Annotated in this window: 16 protein-coding genes and 1 pseudogene; 14 read left to right on the forward strand and 3 right to left on the reverse strand. The window is 42.1% G+C overall.

Features of this window, described 5'->3' with window-relative positions:
* Positions 1-101 precede the first annotated feature (101 nt).
* The 4 genes from recF (at position 102) to OU683_RS09165 (ending at position 2804) form a co-directional block, all read left to right on the forward strand.
* Positions 102-1181, forward strand: a complete 1080-nt coding sequence (recF, locus tag OU683_RS09150) for a DNA replication/repair protein RecF (protein ID WP_268137452.1) — start codon at positions 102-104, stop codon at positions 1179-1181.
* Complete coding sequence (locus OU683_RS09155) at positions 1178-1609, forward strand: lipocalin family protein (protein ID WP_268137454.1); 432 nt, start codon at positions 1178-1180, stop codon at positions 1607-1609. Before recF ends, OU683_RS09155 begins: the two co-directional genes overlap by 4 nt.
* Complete coding sequence (locus OU683_RS09160; RefSeq protein WP_228916813.1) at positions 1593-1889, forward strand: DciA family protein; 297 nt, start codon at positions 1593-1595, stop codon at positions 1887-1889. The genes OU683_RS09155 and OU683_RS09160 overlap by 17 nt, the downstream gene beginning before the upstream one ends.
* A gap of 270 nt (positions 1890-2159) precedes the next feature.
* The gene (locus tag OU683_RS09165) at positions 2160-2804 is read left to right on the forward strand and encodes a protein-L-isoaspartate(D-aspartate) O-methyltransferase (RefSeq protein WP_268137460.1); all 645 of its coding nucleotides are present in this window, start codon (positions 2160-2162) and stop codon (positions 2802-2804) included.
* Positions 2805-2851: 47 nt separating this feature from the next.
* On the opposite strand, the gene OU683_RS09170 is transcribed toward OU683_RS09165, so the two are convergent.
* A complete protein-coding gene (locus tag OU683_RS09170; protein ID WP_228916817.1) occupies positions 2852-3271 on the reverse strand; it encodes a nucleoside-diphosphate kinase in 420 nt (139 codons plus the stop codon).
* A 164-nt stretch (positions 3272-3435) separates the two neighbouring features.
* Between OU683_RS09170 and OU683_RS09175 the strand changes: the two genes are divergently transcribed.
* The 3 genes from OU683_RS09175 to OU683_RS09185 are packed head-to-tail and all read left to right on the forward strand — an operon-like array spanning position 3436 to position 6149.
* Positions 3436-4452, forward strand: coding sequence for a DHH family phosphoesterase (locus OU683_RS09175; RefSeq protein ID WP_268137938.1), 1017 nt, complete (start codon positions 3436-3438; stop codon positions 4450-4452).
* Positions 4449-5012 carry a gliding motility-associated peptidyl-prolyl isomerase GldI gene (gene gldI, locus OU683_RS09180; RefSeq protein WP_268137463.1) on the forward strand — a complete coding sequence of 188 codons (564 nt, stop codon included), beginning with the start codon at positions 4449-4451 and terminating at the stop codon, positions 5010-5012. The genes OU683_RS09175 and gldI overlap by 4 nt, the downstream gene beginning before the upstream one ends.
* A 15-nt stretch (positions 5013-5027) precedes the next feature.
* Entirely contained in the window at positions 5028-6149 is a 1122-nt protein-coding gene (locus tag OU683_RS09185) for a peptidylprolyl isomerase (RefSeq protein WP_268137465.1), read from the forward strand.
* 78 nt (positions 6150-6227) lie between these two features.
* Here OU683_RS09185 and OU683_RS09190 read toward each other — a convergent pair whose 3' ends face one another.
* Positions 6228-7691: an aminoacyl-histidine dipeptidase gene (locus tag OU683_RS09190; protein ID WP_268137467.1), complete on the reverse strand. Its 1464-nt coding sequence runs from the start codon at positions 7689-7691 to the stop codon at positions 6228-6230.
* Positions 7692-7839: 148 nt separating this feature from the next.
* Here OU683_RS09190 and OU683_RS09195 point away from each other — a divergent pair, with 148 nt between their 5' ends.
* The 4 genes from OU683_RS09195 (at position 7840) to OU683_RS09210 (ending at position 14311) form a co-directional block, all read left to right on the forward strand.
* Entirely contained in the window at positions 7840-8742 is a 903-nt protein-coding gene (locus tag OU683_RS09195) for an alpha/beta fold hydrolase (RefSeq protein WP_268137469.1), read from the forward strand.
* A 151-nt stretch (positions 8743-8893) separates the two neighbouring features.
* Positions 8894-9964 (forward strand): DUF3810 domain-containing protein, encoded by a 1071-nt coding sequence (locus OU683_RS09200; protein ID WP_268137472.1) that lies wholly within the window; start codon positions 8894-8896, stop codon positions 9962-9964.
* Positions 9965-10028: 64 nt separating this feature from the next.
* Positions 10029-12986 (forward strand): amidohydrolase family protein, encoded by a 2958-nt coding sequence (locus OU683_RS09205; protein WP_268137474.1) that lies wholly within the window; start codon positions 10029-10031, stop codon positions 12984-12986.
* An 11-nt stretch (positions 12987-12997) separates the two neighbouring features.
* The gene (locus OU683_RS09210) at positions 12998-14311 is read left to right on the forward strand and encodes an amidohydrolase family protein (protein ID WP_268137476.1); all 1314 of its coding nucleotides are present in this window, start codon (positions 12998-13000) and stop codon (positions 14309-14311) included.
* 157 nt (positions 14312-14468) lie between these two features.
* On the opposite strand, the gene OU683_RS09215 is transcribed toward OU683_RS09210, so the two are convergent.
* On the reverse strand, positions 14469-14912 hold the full coding sequence (locus OU683_RS09215; protein ID WP_268137478.1) for a hypothetical protein: 444 nt from the start codon (positions 14910-14912) through the stop codon (positions 14469-14471).
* A gap of 107 nt (positions 14913-15019) precedes the next feature.
* On the opposite strand from OU683_RS09215, the gene OU683_RS09220 reads away from it, so the two are divergent.
* From OU683_RS09220 to OU683_RS09230, 3 genes and pseudogenes are all read left to right on the forward strand, one after another.
* Complete coding sequence (locus OU683_RS09220) at positions 15020-15817, forward strand: TrmH family RNA methyltransferase (protein ID WP_268137481.1); 798 nt, start codon at positions 15020-15022, stop codon at positions 15815-15817.
* 428 nt (positions 15818-16245) lie between these two features.
* Positions 16246-16572 (forward strand): annotated as a pseudogene (locus tag OU683_RS09225) (endonuclease domain-containing protein); the annotation flags it as partial.
* A gap of 387 nt (positions 16573-16959) precedes the next feature.
* Entirely contained in the window at positions 16960-18192 is a 1233-nt protein-coding gene (locus OU683_RS09230) for a M48 family metallopeptidase (RefSeq protein WP_268137483.1), read from the forward strand.
* Positions 18193-18233 lie beyond the last annotated feature (41 nt).

Below are 18233 nucleotides of genomic sequence, written 5' to 3' on the forward strand. Positions count from 1 at the left end.
CTTTAAAACTAAAAGGGAAATAAATTGTTTATTTATGCTAATTTGCACTGTCTAAAGCCGCATCCGGTTTATGTATTTATTCTTCTGAATAGCAGTATCTTATGTTTCTCAAAACCCTTTCTTTACTCAACTATAAGAATTTTGACGCGGCCGATTTTGATTTTGACCCCAAGATCAATTGTATAGTAGGAAATAATGGAATGGGAAAAACGAATGTTTTAGACAGTATTTATCATCTTTCCTTCGGAAAAAGCTATTTCAATCCTATTACCAGCCAAAACATAAAACACGACGCCGATTTTTTTGTTGTGGACGGCATTTTTGAGAAGCAGGAGAGAGAAGAACAAATTATTGTAAGCGCCAAACGCGGACAAAAGAAAGTTATTAAGCGCAATAACAAACCTTACGAGAGATTCAGCGAACATATTGGTTTTATTCCTACGGTGATAATTTCCCCGGCAGATCGTGACCTTATCATTGAAGGCAGTGAAACCCGGCGCAAGTTTCTCGACGGTGTCATTTCACAAAGTGACAACAAATATCTCAATAGCCTAATTGACTACGGAAAGATCCTCGCCCAGCGCAATTCCCTGCTGAAGTATTTTGCGGCCAACAACAGCTTTGACCGCGACACACTTTCAGTTTATGATATGCAGCTGGAAGAACTGGGAAATAACCTGCACAAAAAACGAAAGGCTTTTCTTGAAATCTTTATTCCAATATTTCAGAAGCGATATGCGGTTATTAGCAATGGCCGGGAAGAGGTTACCATCAGCTATAAAAGTCAGCTGGATGATGGAGATTTTAGAAATCAGCTTGAACAGAATCTTCAGAAAGACATGGCCCTGCAATATACTGGCGTGGGCACTCATAAGGATGATCTTATTTTTGAAATTGAGGGCCATCCCATCAAAAAATTTGGTTCCCAGGGACAGCAAAAGTCTTTTCTTATTGCTTTAAAACTTGCACAGTTCGATTTTATAAAAGAATTGAGTAAAGTCTCCCCTATCCTGCTAATGGACGATATATTTGACAAGCTGGATGAGAACCGAGTAGCTCATATTGTAGACCTGGTTGCTACAGATGAGCTGGGACAGATCTTCATTAGCGACACCCACGACGACCGCACCGAAAAAGTTGTAAAAGGAACCGGACAAACCTATAAAATGTTTAACCTGTGAAAAAGGCCATTTTCATTCTCTTTTTGGGGATCAACTTAATATCATGCAATAAATCCCCTCAGGAAAAGATCGACAACCTCAACGGATACTGGGAAATCACAAAGGCAGAACTGCCTGAAGGAATCACAAAAGAATTCAAATATTCCGAAATAGTAGATTATATAAAGGTAGACAGTACTTCTGGCTTCCGTAAAAAAGTCCGTCCACAAATTGATGGCGGTTTTATTACTTCAAATGATGAAGAAATCTTTCGGGTAAAGCTTGAAAATGACAGTATTAATTTGTACTATTCTACTCCCTACGCAAACTGGAAGGAAACCTTACTTACTTCCGAAGAAGACAAACTGGTGGTTCTAAATCCCGATGGGATCATCTACACTTACAAACGATTTACCCCCTACTCTGGAAACTATGGCAAAGAGAATTAACGATCATATTAGCATAAGTGAAGCTCTCCAGGAATTTGTGAGCGACAACAAACTGCAAAAAGGCCTGGATAAGGTGCACGTTCGGGAGGTTTGGAACAGCCAGATGGGTCCTGCCATAGAAAAATACACCACCTCTATCAAATTAGATCGCGACACTCTTCATGTACAGCTTAGTTCTTCTGTGCTTCGCGAAGAGTTAAGCTACGGAAAAGAAAAGATTGTAAAAATGCTCAACGAAGAGCTGGGAAAGGAGCTTATAAAAAAACTCATCCTGCGCTAGGAATTCATGGTTTAGTATATAAATAGTTCCAGGAAAGACTTCTCCCAGGAAGACTATAGTTTATATCCCAATTATATTGAGTTAAATATTTTGTTAACCACATTTTCTGATCACTGATCACCTAACACTGAGCCCTGAGTAAAATTGCCAGCTCTATAACTGCAGACTTCCCTTTTTCGTTGTCGTGTTTCCTCTCAAAAGAAATTCCTTAATTCTTTCCAAAAAGGCTATTTTTCACTAACTTATTAAGCCACTGTGAGATAAGGAAAAATGGCTACCAAACAAGATATGATAGAGCATCAATTGAAAGGCCGCGGCATTTCAGACCCCAGGGTGCTCCAGGCAATGATAGAGGTTGATCGTTCTCTTTTTGTTCCCGAAGACCAACAGGATAGCATCTATGAAGACAGGCCGCTTCCTATAGGAAAAAACCAAACCATAAGTCAGCCGTACATTGTAGCTTACATGGCCGAACAGTTACAGTTGAAAAAAGATGAAAAAGTATTGGAAGTCGGTACCGGTTGTGGCTACAATGCCGCTGTAATCTCCAGACTCGTAAATCATGTGTATAGCATTGAGATCATTAAATGGCTGGCAGATGTAGCCAAAGAAAACCTGGCAAAGACAAACTATGACAATATCACTACAAAACACGGTGACGGGTACTCGGGTTGGGAAGAAGTCGCTCCTTTTGATGCTATTTTTTTGACGGCCGCGCCACCGACCATTCCGAAACCTTTAAAAGAGCAATTAAAAGTTGGGGGGCGTCTTTTAGCTCCCGTGGGACGGCTAAACCAGAAATTGGTCATGCTGTACAAGACCGGCAAAAACACCTTTGAGGAAAAAAATTTGCTGCCCGTACGTTTTGTTCCCATGACAGGAAAAGTAGATAAAGGCGGGACTTACGGAAAATAAAAAACCACCCAAAAAGGTGGTTTTTCAATATCATTTTTGAAAAGGTCTTAGAACATTTCCCTTCCGGCAAAATGGAAAGCACCTTCTAATTGTGCATTCTCATCGCTATCACTTCCATGAACGGCATTTTCACCTACAGAAGCAGCGTATTTTTTTCTAATGGTACCTTCGGCAGCATCTTCAGGATTTGTAGCCCCAATAAGAGTTCTAAAATCTTCAACAGCGTTCTCTTTTTCAAGAATAGCGGCAACAATTGGCCCGCGGCTCATAAATTCAACCAATTCCCCGTAAAATGGACGCTCACTGTGCACTTCGTAGAATTTTTCGGCATCACGACTGGTCATTTGCGTTAGCTTCATCGCAACAATTCTAAATCCTGAAGCAGTGATCTGCTCTAAAATAGCTCCAATGTGTCCTTTTTCAACTGCATCGGGCTTAATCATGGTGAAAGTTCTATTTCCTGCCATTTGTTCAATTTTTTAATTCGGGTGCAAAAATAGTCAAAACAATGCCATTTACAAGGTGCTTAGCCTTTTATTCAATTTATCATAAAGAAAGGCTCTTAAAAATGTCATTTTTGGAATCGGTTCAAACTTTTCGAATCTTCAAATATTCGGTATCTTCGCCCTCTATGACAAATAAAGATATTTCACGGGTAAAGGAGTTGCTTGAGGGGAACAAAAAAATAGTCATCGTCCCTCATAAAGGACCCGATGGTGATGCTATGGGTTCTACCCTGGCGCTTAAAATCCTGCTTGAGCACCTGGACCACTATGTTCAACTAATAGCACCTAATGATTATCCAAATTTCCTGAAATGGATGCCTTACCAGGATGAGGTGCTAATCTACGACAGGGATCCTAAAAAATGTGATGATTATATTGCTGAAGCAGATGTTATCTTCACCCTTGATTTCAACCACCTTTCACGGGCAGGAGAAATGTATAAACCTCTCAAGGGAGCAAAGGCTTCTTTTATCATGATAGATCATCACCAGCAACCCGATGACTATGCCGAGGTTACTTATAGTGATGTTAGCATGTGCTCCACCTGCCAAATGGTGTACCACTTCATTGAGAATATAGGTTTAGACGAAAAGATCACTCCGCAAATAGCCACCTGTCTCTACACCGGGATCATGACCGATACCGGATCCTTTAGGTACCGCTCTACGACCAGCCTCACGCACCGCGTGATCGCCGATCTCATTGATAAAGGCGCAGACAATACTTCCATCCACGAGAACATATTTGATACAAGTTCTTACGGGCAATTGCAATTATTGGGTTGTGCCTTACAAAATCTTAAAGTAGTTGAAGGTTTGAGAACCGCATATATCACCCTGTCACAGGAGGAATTGGACAGGCATAACTTCAAAAAAGGAGATACCGAAGGCTTCGTAAACTACGGGCTTTCTTTGGAAGGAATCGTCTTTGCTGCAATCTTCATAGAAAATGAAGCCGAAAAGATCGTCAAGATATCTTTTCGTTCAAAAGGCACATTTTCAGTCAATGATTTTGCCCGGCGTTACTTTGATGGCGGCGGTCATATTAATGCCGCGGGAGGTAAAAGCGATCTCTCTCTGCAAGAGACAGTTGATAAATTTATTAGTATCTTGCCCACCTATAAAAAGAACCTGGCACTATGAAAGTGAAATTTTTAATGTTGTTGGCAGGCCTGCTGCTATTTTCCTGTAAATCGCCTGAAGCCAGAAGGCCGGTAACTCAAAAGTCGGGTTCCTATATAAATGAAGCTGTAGAACGCAATCGAAAGATCGTGGCCGAAGAGGAATCCCAAATTCAAAAGATCATTGAGAAAGATTCCACTAGAGAATATTTATCTTCACCCAACGGCTTCTGGTACTACTACAACACAAAAGATACTACCTCAACCAGGACTCCCCAGTTTGGTGAAGTGGTAGAATTCGACTATAACCTTAAGACTCTTGACGGCCAGAATATCTATAGTGATGAAGAGATCGCTCCCCGTACTTATACCATTGACAAAGAACAGCTTTTTAGTGGACTGCGGCAGGGACTTAAACTCATGAAAGAAGGTGAAACAGTTACCTTTCTCTTTCCTTCTCACAAAGCATTTGGGTATTACGGCGACAAGAACAGAATAGGAAAAGATGTGCCGGTGATCTCCACCGTGACCCTTATCGATATTTCAGAAGAACCTGAAACCAACCAGATTAATAACAACTAAATCAATAATTCAGAAATGAAAAAAATCAGTTTTTTGCTTTTTTGCAGTGCCCTTTTTGCCTTTACTTCCTGCAATGAAGAATACCCCGAACTTGAAGACGGTATGTACGCCGAATTTAAAACTAACAAAGGACCTTTTGTAGCAGAACTATACTATGAAGCAACGCCAATGACCGTTGCCAGTTTTGTTTCCCTTGCCGAAGGGGAAAGCACCATGGCCGATGAGCAGTACCGTGATAAGCCTTTTTATGATGGGCTTGTTTTTCACCGCGTTATTGGTGATTTCATGATCCAGGGAGGTGATCCCGAGGGAACCGGAACCGGTGGCCCCGGGTACAAATTTCCAAACGAGATCGTAGATACTTTAACTCATAATTCCGCAGGAATACTTTCCATGGCTAACTCTGGACCCAATTCAAACGGAAGCCAGTTTTTTATCACCCTTAAAGAAACTCCCTGGTTAAATGGACTTCACACCGTTTTTGGTGAGGTAGTAAAAGGTCAGGATGTAATTGATGCCATTGGAAAACTCGAAACAGGACCTAACGATCGTCCTTTAGAAGATGTGGTAATGCAGGAAGTGAAAATCATTCGCAAAGGTAAAGACGCCAAAAACTTTAATGCTTCAGAAGTTCTTTCTGAAGAATTACAGGTATTTAAAGCTGAAGCCGAGGCTAAGAACAAGGAGATGGAAGAGAAGCGCACTGCTAACTTTAAGCGTTATGAAGAGATAAAGGCGCAGGCAAAAGAGCTTGAAAGTGGTCTTAAGTACACTATCCTTGAAGAAGGAGAAGGTCCTCAACCACAACAGGGAGACACTGTTCTGGTTAACTATAAAGGCTATCTAAGCTCTGGTGATCTTTTTGACACGAATATCGCTGAAATAGCCGAAGAAGCGGGAACGCTTAATGAAAGAAGGCAGCAAATGGGAGGTTATGCTCCTATGCCTATGCTATACAGCAAAGATGCACCTATGATTCCCGGTTTTAAAGAAGGAGTACAGCAAATGCAGGTTGGAGATAAAGCAGTTTTATTCATTCCTTCTCATTTAGGATATGGAGACCGCGGTGCTCCCCCGGTCATCCCTCCATCTGCCGACCTAATTTTTGAAGTTGAGCTGGTAGGAGTCCAGGAATAAAAAATAGACCTGTAAAAATTTAAAAGACCTTCCAAAAATTCAATTTTGGAAGGTCTTTTAGTTTATGCTCCAGAAGAATTATTTCTTCTCCGGAATATTTTTTAAGACTTCCAGCACGTATTTCCAGTACTTCTGTGCCGAAGAAATACTCGCTCTTTCATCTGGAGAGTGAGCTCCACGAATTGTTGGACCAAAGGAGATCATGTCCATTTCGGGATAATTCTTTCCTAAGATCCCGCATTCAAGACCCGCATGACAGGCTGCGATATCGGGTTCATCTGTATTCATCTTTCTGTACAATTCATCAAGGACTTTTAGGATTGGAGAATCCATATTCGGGCTCCAGCCGGGATATGCGCCCGAAAGCTCTACCTCCAATCCTGCCAGTTCGAATCCTGCCCGCAGGCTGTTAGCAAGGTCATCTTTGGACGAATCAACAGAAGAGCGGGTCAAACAAAGAATTTCAATTTGCCCATTTTTGACAGTCACCCGGGCTACATTGTTGGAAGTTTCAACAAGCCCCTCAATATCTGGACTCATCCTGTACACCCCATTGTGAGCGGAGTAGATAGACTTTAGAAGTAACTCCTGAACTCCCAGCTCCATCACATTTTCTGGTGCTTCAGTTTCAGAAACTTCTATGAGCAACTTTGGCTCCAGCGACTTGTATTCCTGCTGAATCTCCTGAATAAGCTTACCTATTTCTGAAGTAAAATCCTTCTCCTGGATCTTCTCTACAACCACAACAGCTTCACTTTCCCTCGGGATTGCATTGCGGAGTCCGCCGCCATTGATCTCTGCGATCCTCATTCCGAATTTTTCAAAGCCTTCGAAGAGGATTCGGTTCATTAATTTATTGGCATTTCCAAGGCCTTTGATGATATCCATTCCCGAATGTCCTCCCTGCAAACCTTTTACAACTACTTTATAAGCAATAGTATCCTCGGGAACAGGCTCTTCCCGGTATGTTCTGGAGGCGGTGATATCCACTCCGCCGGCACAACCTATACCTATTTCGTTATCTTCTTCAGTATCGAGATTCAGCAGAATATCTCCGTTAAGAACACCGGGTTGCAATCCCATGGCTCCGGTCATGCCGGTTTCTTCATCAATTGTAAACAGTGCCTCGAGAGGAGGATGCTCAATATCTTTGCTTTCCAGGATGGCCATCATAGTAGCTACTCCAAGACCGTTGTCGGCTCCCAAAGTTGTTCCTCTAGCACGAACCCAGTCGCCATCAACGTACATATCGATTCCCTGATTTTCAAAATCAAAATCTATATCATTGTTCTTTTGATGCACCATATCGAGATGAGACTGCAAAACCACTGCTTTTTTATTCTCCATGCCTGGAGTTGCCGGTTTTCTAATGATCACGTTCCCTACTTCATCTACTTCAGTTTCCAGACCCAGATCATTTCCAAATTTCTTGATGAATTCTATCACCCTTTCCTCCTTTTTGGAAGGTCTGGGCACAGCATTAAGGTCAGCAAATTTATTCCAGAGTGGCTTTGGCTCCAAAGCTCTTATTTCGTCATTCATTGTTGTATTTTTTTTGTTTGTACACAAATATAAGTGATGCAATCGGGAAAAAAGAAAATGCGTAGTAGAAGCTTGAGTGGTCTTAAAAACTTCAGATTATAAGATAATATTTATATTGGAGCCTAAAGCTCATAAATATCTCTCAAAAATGACATTTTTAAGACCTATTATTTTCTTTTCCCTTCTGCTTCCGCAGCTTTCATGGGCCCAGGAAAGTCAATTTATGGAGGCCGATGGAAACCTGCTACATTATCGCATTTTTGGGACCGGATCACCGCTGCTCATTATCAACGGCGGACCCGGAATGAGCAGCGAAGGCTTTATACCGCTGGCAAAAGAACTTTCAGCCAATAATAAGGTCATTCTTTACGACCAGCGCGGAACGGGACATTCAAAAATGGCAAAAATCGATGCTTCTTCCATGAACATAGATCTCCTGGTGAATGACCTGGAGCTCCTTAGAAAGCACCTGGAACTCGAGGAATGGATCATTTTAGGGCACTCGTTTGGCGGAATGCTGGCTTACGCCTATGCTGCAAAATTTCCTGAAAGAGTGAAGGCCATGATACAATCATCCTCTGGAGGGATGGACCTTACTTTGTTCTCACAGTTCGATATAACAGCTGCATTGACAGCAACAGAAAGAGATTCCCTGCGTTTCTACAGCGAGAAGATCGCGAGTGGAGATACCACCCGGGCTACCCAGCTTAAACGAGCGGAATTTCTTGCACATGCTTATGTATACAACAAAAAACATATTCCTGTTATAGCTAAACGGCTTACTCAGGGCAATAGAACCATAAACTCTTTGCTGTGGAATGACATGAGACAAAGAAATTTTGACGCGAAATCAGGTTTGCAGAATTTCCAAAAACCTGTGTTGATCCTTCACGGGGAAAATGATGTGGTCAATCCTGAGCTTTCACACCAGGCACATCAACTACTACCCGGGTCGCGTTTAGTACTGCTCCCTAATACCGGCCACTACGGGTGGCTTGATGCTAAAGAACTATATTTTTCAGCTATTTCTAAATTCCTTTCCGGTTTATAATATTCTTCCTTTACTCTTACAGCATTTTTTGCCGGCTAACTATGTTTTAAGTGCTCTGAATAAGAACTGGCGATTGGCAACAACTTCTTTTTACAAAATTCTTGGCTCTTGTCTCTAGCATCTTCATTTTAAAATAAGCTATTTTTGAGAGGTGAAGCAAAAAATAGCAATTGTCCTGGCGATTTTTCTCCCCCTGCAAATCCTGTTGAACAGGATATTGGCTAATAATCCTTTGCTGGTAGAGAAATGGTATAGTAACGGGATTTACCCTGTTACCTCTGCCCTACTGCGAAGAACCATCGGCTTTTTGCCCTTTTCATTAGGAGATTTCCTGTATGCTTTACTGGTGATTATGACCATACGCTGGTTGTATTTTAGAATTAATCAAAGATTTCGCGATCCAAAACGATGGATCCTTAATTCTGTAGCAATGATTTCCCTAATCTATTTTTCTTTTAACCTCTTCTGGGGGTTCAACTATTACCGGTTGCCCCTGCATGCCGCTTTAAAAATAGATAATGAATACACCACCGAAGAACTTATAGAACTCACCCGGGACCTTATTGCCACCTCAAATGAATTTCATTTATCCATAACCGGTAATGATTCGGTTAAAGTAGATATTCCCTACTCAAAGTCGCAGATCCTGGAGCTTTCGATCCTGGGCTATGAAAATATTGAAGATGATTTTCCTGAGCTGGACTATGAAATACCGAGCCTTAAAAGATCGGTTTACAGCATACCTCTTACATATATGGGATTTAACGGCTACCTCAACCCTATCACCAACGAAGGCCAGGTGAATACGCAGATAGTACCCTACAAGATCCCGACAACGGCCAGTCATGAAATAGGCCACCAGCTGGGTTTTGCAAAAGAAAATGAAGCCAACTTTCTGGCCTGTCTCACCACCATGAACCATCCCGATAAATATTTTAATTACTCCGGCTATACTTTTGCCTTGAGTTACTGCCTTAGTGAACTTTATCGCCGGGACCCTGAGCTTACCGAGGAGCTGGTAGAAAAATTAAATTTTGGAGTGAAGGAGAACTACCGGGAAGTAAGGGAATTCTGGGAAGGTCATAAAAATCCGTTCGAACCCATGTTCATGTCAATTTATGATTCTTTTTTAGTAGCTAACAATCAGCCCGAAGGTATGAAAAGCTACAGCTATGTAGTGGCGCTACTGGTGAACTATCATAAAAGCCGGGGGCAATTATAGAGCCTCTTTCATTTTTAATTTTTTATTAACTTACTCACTCAAAATTCCAATCCTAAACTATTTTATGAAAATCAGATTATTGTTTTGCCTGCTGCTTAGTGCCGTAACCGGGGTGCAGGCGCAGGAGTATTTTCCAAAGAACGACGCCGTTAAGGCCCAGGAGAATACCAACTTTACTGTTCTTAAGAACGCCAATATTTATGTTGACCCAACAAATTTCATTGAAAATGGCATGCTAGCCATACGCAATGGAAAAGTCACGGCTGTTGGAAACAACATTAAAGTTCCCGCAAATGCAGTGGTGATCGATCTTAAAGGGAAAACCGTTTACCCATCATTTATTGATCTCTATACCAATTTTGGAATTGAAAAGCCTAAAGGCAGTTCGGGCAGCCCATACGGCGGGAATCCGCAGTATGACCCTGGTCGTGAAGGTTATTACTGGAATGATCATTTGAGGCCGGAAACTTCGGCTTTGGAAAACTTCAAGTACAACAAAGAAGAAGCCGAGAAGCTAAGGAAACTTGGTTTTGGAGTGGTCAATACCCACATGCCTGACGGAATTGTGCGCGGTACCGGAATGCTGGTAGCGCTTAATTCTGAAGGAACTGAAGGAGACAGAATACTCGACCAGGAATCGGCTCAGTATTTTTCCTTTGAAAAAAGTGCAAAATCGAAACAAGTCTATCCTTCTTCAAAAATGGGAGCCATGGCTTTGCTGAGACAGGCTTACCTTGATGCCGACTGGTATGCGAAAGGCAATGCAGACAATAAAGATCTTGCACTTGAAGCTTTTAATGAGAACAAGAACCTGTTGCAGATCTTTAAGACAGACAATTTACTGGATGAATTGCGTGCCGATAAGATTGGAGACGAAGTGGGAGTGCAGTACGTCATTCTTGGCAGCGGAAAAGAATTTGAACGACTTGACGCAATTAAAGCAACGAATGCAACTTTCATAGTTCCTTTAAATTTCCCGGAGCCGTTCGACATGGAAGATCCTTACATGGCAGGATATGCTACTCTTGGAGATATGAAAGAATGGAATCAGGCACCTGCAAATCTCAAAATGCTTTCGGAAAAGAAGGTTCCTTACACCATTACTACTTATGATGCCGAAAAGAACTTTAGGGAGAACCTAATCAAGGCAGTGGCTTACGGGCTGGATAAAAAAGATGCCCTTGCAGCGCTTACCACAGTACCTGCAAAACTCATAGGTCACGAAAATCAACTGGGAACATTAAAAGAAGGGGCCTGGGCGAATTTCATTGTGACTTCGGGAGATTACTTTGATAAAGAAACTACCATTTACGAAAACTGGGTGCAGGGAAACAGGGAAGTCTATGAAGATATCGACCTCGTAAATCTCAACGGAACTTACAAGCTGGAAGTTGGAAATAATACTTACGAGATGAAGATCTCGGGAGAACCAACAAAGCCTCAAGCTGAAGTCACCACTAACAGCAGCAAAGTTGGTTCTAAGATCAACTACAAGAACAATTGGGTGAACATCCTGCTTTCAGCTCCCGATACGACTAAAGCTGAATACACAAGACTGAGCGCAAGAATTGCCGACGATCCAAAAAACTTCAGCGGAAAAGCCATTTTAGGAGATGGTACAGAAACCACTTTTACTGCAATTCAAACTGCTGCAGCTTCAGATAAAAAAGATGAAAAAGCTACAGAATATCCTGAAGTTCTGCCGGTAACTTTCCCGAACATGGCCTATGGATTTCAAGAGCTTCCGAAGCAACAGGACATCCTTTTCAAAAATGCCACTGTTTGGACGAATGAAGAACAGGGGATCATGGAAAATACAGATGTACTGGTGCGTAACGGAAAAATTGCTGAAGTAGGAAGAAACCTTGGCGCCCGCGGTGCGACTGTGATCGATGCTACTGGAAAACACCTCACCACCGGAATCGTTGATGAGCATTCTCACCTTGCGGCATCGGCCGTAAACGAAGCGGGACACAATTCCTCTGCCGAAGTTCAAATGGAAGACGTGGTAGATCCCGATGATATTGGAATTTACCGCAACCTTGCCGGGGGAGTGACTACAATGCAACTGCTTCATGGCTCTGCTAACCCCATAGGCGGACAATCGGCAATCCTGAAAATGAAGTGGGGAGTTAGTCCGAAGGAAATGCTAATAGAAAATTCACCCAAGTTCATCAAGTTTGCTCTGGGAGAGAACGTAAAGCAGGCCAACTGGGACAGCAATTCACGTTTTCCACAAACGCGAATGGGAGTGGAACAGGTATTCGTTGATTATTTCACCCGCGCCCGCGAATATGAAGAGCTTAAAAAGAGCGGCAAACCTTATCGCAAGGATATTGAAATGGAGACCATCCTGGAGATCCTTAACGGCGAGCGTAAAGTAACTGCCCACTCTTACGTACAAAGTGAGATTAACATGTTAATGAAAGTGGCAGAGGAATTTGGCTTTAACATCAACACCTTTACACACATTTTGGAAGGTTATAAGGTAGCCGATAAAATGGCCGAGCACGGAGTAGGAGGATCAACTTTCTCCGACTGGTGGGCTTACAAATATGAAGTAAAGGATGCGATTCCACAAAATGCTGCAATTATGCACAACGCCGGAGTGACAGTTGCCATAAACAGTGATGACGCCGAGATGAGTAGAAGATTGAATCAGGAAGCGGCAAAAAGTGTGAAGTACGGAGATATTTCGGAAGAGGAAGCATGGAAATTTGTAACGCTGAATCCGGCCAAACTACTTCACATTGATGACCGCGTGGGAAGTATCAAAGAAGGTAAAGATGCAGATCTAGTTCTTTGGAATGCCCATCCCCTATCAGTTTACGCAAAACCTGAAAAAACCCTCATTGAAGGAGTGGTGTATTTTGATATCGAAAGGGATGAAGAACTGCGCCAGGAAGTTGAGAAGCAGAAAAACCTCCTAACTTCTCAAATGCTAAAAGCCAAGAACAACGGTTTAAAGACGCAGCCGGTAAAAGATTCCAAGAAAGAAGAAATGCACTGTGACACTCTTTAAAATTTCGAAGTATGAAAAATTTGAATAAATATATTTTGCCGGTACTGCTCTTTTTTACAGGCACGGCGATCGCACAACAAACTCCGGCGCCACCACAAGATGAGGCGATAAGCATAATAGGTGGCACTGCCCATATTGGCAACGGGGAAGTAATCGAGAACAGCGTCATCATATTTGAAAACGGAAAACTCACCACAGTGAGCGATGTGAGTTCTACCAACCGGCAATATCCCGGGAAGATCATTGATGCAAAAGGAAAGCACGTTTATCCCGGCTTCATAGCGCCAAATTCCACCCTTGGTCTGGTAGAGATCGATGCCGTGGTACAATCTGATGACGAAGATGAACTGGGAGAACTTTTACCGCACGTTCGCAGTTTGATTGCGTACAATGCCGAAAGTCAGGTAGTGGAAAGTATGCGTCCCAACGGCGTCCTGGTTGCACAGATCACTCCTCGAGGAGGAAGAATTTCGGGCACCTCTTCAATCGTACAATTCGATGCATGGAACTGGGAAGATGCAGTTTTGAAAGAAGATGACGGCTTACACATCAATTGGCCAAACAGCGTTCGCAGAGGCCGGTGGTGGGAAGGAGAGGATCCTGGGATCAAACCTAATGATGATTACGCAAAAGATCTTGAGGAACTAAACACCTTTTTCAGGAATGCAAAAGCATATCTGGCAGGGCCGATGGAAGAAGCAAACCTTCCATTTAAGGCAATGGAGGATGTTTTTAACGGCAACAAGAGAATCTATCTTCATGCAGATTCAGAAAAGGAGATTATAGATGCAATAGCTTTTAAGCAGGAGCACGGACTGGACAAAGTAGTACTGGTAGGAGGATACGATTCCTTTAAAATTGCCGATGAAGTCAAGGCTGCAAATATGCCGGTTTTGGTAGCTCGCGTGCATGAGACCCCTCAAATGGAAGATCAGGATTATGATCTACCCTACAAACTTGCTTACCTGCTTAACAAGGAAGGAATCTTAGTAGGACTTGAAACCAGCGGCGGCATGGAGAGAATGAACAGCCGCAATTTGCCATTTTACGCAGGTACAGTAACCGGGTATGGTGCCGATAAAGAGGAAGCTTTAAAAATGATCACTTCCAATACTGCAAAGATCCTTGGGATTGATGACAGCCTTGGAACCCTTGAAGCAGGAAAAGACGCCACGCTGTTCATTAGTGAAGGTGACGCGCTTGATATGCGCACCAACAAGGTTTCGCAGGCTTTCATCCAGGGCCGTGAGATTAGTCTCGAAAGTCACCAGACAGAACTTGCAAAAAGATATACCGACAAATACGGACAACAGGAAAAGAAATAGTTCCCGAAAATGCCATTTTAAGAGGAGAGGTTGTCAAAAAAGCTGATTCCCGTCAACCTGAACTTGTTTCAGGTTCTAATTAGCCACTAATGCAGGTAATTAGATTCTGAATTAAATTCAGAATGAGGCGATTTAAATCTTTTTTGACAACCTTTTTTTATACCTGAAATTCTTCCGAATTGAGCACTACCTGTGTAGAAGGCAGGACCGGTTTATCATCGTCTTCGGCGGTAATAAAAATACGAATAGGCTCGTATGCGGTACTGGTTTGTAATTCCCCATTATTCTTACGGTTAATTTTGAGATTCCCAATATTTATGGTACCGTGCTTTTTAGTTACCATCCAGACGACATAATACCGGCGCGAGGGAGTAAGCCTGTTGGGGCTTGCAAGATTGCTCACCTCCAGGTCGATCTCATAATTTTTGTTGTCATCCTTTTCCACCTTTACAACAGCCTCGGCCGCAGGCACAACCTCAGAAACAGGAAAAACCACCTTTTTACTACAGGCGCTAATCATAATTGCAGCAAATATGAAACTAAGGACCCTAAAAGCATCTTTAATAACGAGAGACTGCTTCTTTTTATTCTTCTTTTCCATAGCGCTGATTTTTAGATAATTTACCTCTTTTTTTCCATTTTTAAAAATCAGCAACGGTGTCCGGGAGAAAATCCGGCGTTCAACCTCAAGTTTTCTATCTTTGCCCCATGCACAAATTCGTAAGCAGTTTGCAAAATTCCGCGGTAAAAAGGATCCTCCAGCTACAGGAGAAGGCCCGCGCGCGAAAAAAGGAAAATGCCTTTGTTGTAGAAGGGGTCCGGGAAATTAGCCTGGCTCTAAAGGGCGGTTATAAAGTGCTGGAAATCTATTACAATGCCGATCTTTTTCCTGCGGAAAAACTTAAAGAACTGTATCCCGAGACTTCGGAAGTTGAACTTACTAAACTTTCTGCGGAAGTTTATGAGAAGATCGCTTACCGCGGAAGTACCGAAGGCGTAATGGCTATTGTAGCAACTAAAGAACTTTCCTTGGACAAGCTGAAATTCAGGAATGAGAATCCGCTTATCCTGGTTGCCGAAGCGCCCGAAAAACCGGGGAATATAGGAGCTTTACTTCGAACAGCCGATGCCGCTGCGATAGATGCTGTACTAATAGCGAATCCCAAAACTGATATCTTTAACCCAAACATCATACGCAGCAGTGTAGGATGCATCTTCACCAACAGGATCGCTACCGGCACTACTTCAGAAATTATTGAATTTTTAAAGCAGCATAAAATAGCCATTTTTGGAGCTGCATTACAGGCGTCTGTTCCATACCACACTGCAGATTTCACCGGTGGCAGCGCTATTGTTGTAGGCACCGAAGCCACGGGACTAAGTGACGAATGGCTGGAAAATACAACCAAGAATATTGTTATTCCCATGGAAGGGGAAATAGACTCCATGAATGTATCGGTAGCAGCGGGGATCTTGATCTTTGAAGCGAAGAGGCAAAGGCGCTGAAGCGCTATTCCGGGTTCAAAATTTAAATTTAAAATTTTTTGTTGCAGGTTGCAGGTTGCGGGTTGTGGGTTGTGGGTTGTGGGTTGTGGGTTGTGGGTTGTGGGTTGCGAAAAAGATAATTCGTGGATTCGTGGCCTAGTGTTTTTTCTGTTCTCTGGCCACTTCATTCAATACTTAATTCATTTAAAAATCTTGATTCTTGACACTGGTTTCTCCATTATTTCAGACATCTCTGATTCAAAACCAAAAAAACTATCTTAGGATATGGCTAAAAGGAAATCAAATATTTCTTCTGAAAAGCCCCCTCCCTCGGAGGGGTGGCCGAAGGACGGGGTGGGAAGTAACGAACATATTCTAACCTTCATTGATTCTATTCCAATTAGACCCAAGCAACTTGCTTTCCTACCTGCAGAAAAAACTTAAGAGGCAGAGCAAGAGCTTTACGTAAAATGGGTAATCTTCCTGAAATTGTCATTTGGCAACAGGTTCATAAGGGAAAATTCTACAAAATTGATTTCGACCGGCAGAGAGTAATAGGTAATTACATCGTAGACTTTTATATTAAAGGCCTTGGTTTAGTTATAGAAATTGACGGTTCCAGTCATAATAACAAGCACCAATATGATGAACGCCGGGAAACTTACTTGAAGAACCTGGGACTTCAGGTGTGGAGAATAACAACAACTGAAGTTATGACGGATGTTGAACTGGTAATGGAACACCTGAAAATTTATATTTTAGAGAATTTTTCATGAAGCAAAACCCACCCCGCCTTCCAGGCACCCCTCCGGAGGAGGGGACGGTTTAAGAAAAATTTAATTAATTCCAGACATCCTGCTACCATGAGAACTACAGGATAATGATCGTTAACTCAATTGCTCCTCCGCCTGCGCCTTTCAGGCATCCCGGAACAAGTTAACTGGCTAAGAGGCAAAGGCGCTGAAGCGTGATTCCGGGTTTTAAATTTAAATTCAAGATTTATTGTTGCGGGTTGCGGGTTGCGGGTTGCGGGTTGCGAAAAAAATAATTTGTGAATTCGTGGCAAATTTTTCTGATCACTGAGCAGTGACCACTGAACACTTTTTCTTCTTGCCTCTCCAAGACAGATTCTGCTTATATTAGCTTTTTAAAATAATAAAAAATTGACCGCAAGTACTCTCTTTTTCATCATAGTTGGAATAATTCTTATAGATTTTCTAATTGACAAGGTGCTGGATGCATTGAATGCAAAGCATTATAATGATCCTGTGCCCGATACCCTACAGGATGTGTTTGATGAAGAAGAGTATGAAAAATCACAGCGATATAAGAAGGCGAACTACAAATTCGGGATTGTTTCCTCAACATTTTCTGTAGTCGTTCTTTTACTTTTTCTTTTCCTTGATGGCTTTGATTTTGTTGATGATATTGCGAGATCGGTTTCAGATAATGCCATAGTGATTGCGCTTATTTTTTTTGGGATCATCATGATTGGAAGCGACCTGCTTTCACTTCCCTTCTCCTGGTACCACACTTTTGTAATTGAAGAACGGTTTGGATTTAATAAAACAACTCCTAAAACATTCTTTTTTGACAAATTAAAAAGCTGGGGAATGATGATCATACTTGGTGGCGGAATTCTTGCACTTATTGTGTGGTTCTATCAATTTGCGGAAGATGATTTTTGGTGGTATGCATGGATACTCGTAGCACTTTTTAGCATTTTCCTAAACATGTTTTACGCAAGGCTTATAGTTCCGTTATTCAATAAGCAGACTCCCCTTCCTGAAGGTTCTCTTCGGGATAAGATTGAAGCTTATGCACAAAAAGAAGGATTTACCCTGGAGAAGATCTTTGTGATCGACGGTTCTAAAAGAAGTACGAAAGCAAACGCTTATTTTTCAGGCTTTGGGAATGAGAAGAGGGTGACCCTCTATGATACTCTTATTAATGATCTTGAAGAAGAGGAGATTGTAGCAGTACTGGCCCATGAAGTGGGACATTACAAGAAAAACCACATTATCATCAACCTCATCATTAGTATACTTACCACCGGACTAACCCTCTGGATCCTTTCCCTTTTTATTGGAAACCCGCTCCTTTCAGCAGCACTGGGTGTGGAAAAACCTGGTTTTCATATTGGTCTTGTTGCCTTTGGGATCCTGTACAGCCCAATTTCGGAAATTACAGGGATCATCATGAACTACCTCTCCCGAAAGTTTGAATACCAGGCCGATAATTTTGCAAAGCATACGTATAAGGCACAACCTTTGATTACTGGTTTAAAGAAACTGTCAAAAAACAGCCTGAGCAATCTTACCCCGCACCCCGCATATGTTTTTGTACATTATTCTCATCCACCACTGTACAAACGTTTCAGGAATTTGCTGGGCTAATTAAATTGCCTTTTTTCAATCTTAATTGTAATTTTAATTCA

This window comes from Salinimicrobium sp. TH3 (assembly GCF_026676115.1).
Lineage (GTDB): Bacteria > Bacteroidota > Bacteroidia > Flavobacteriales > Flavobacteriaceae > Salinimicrobium.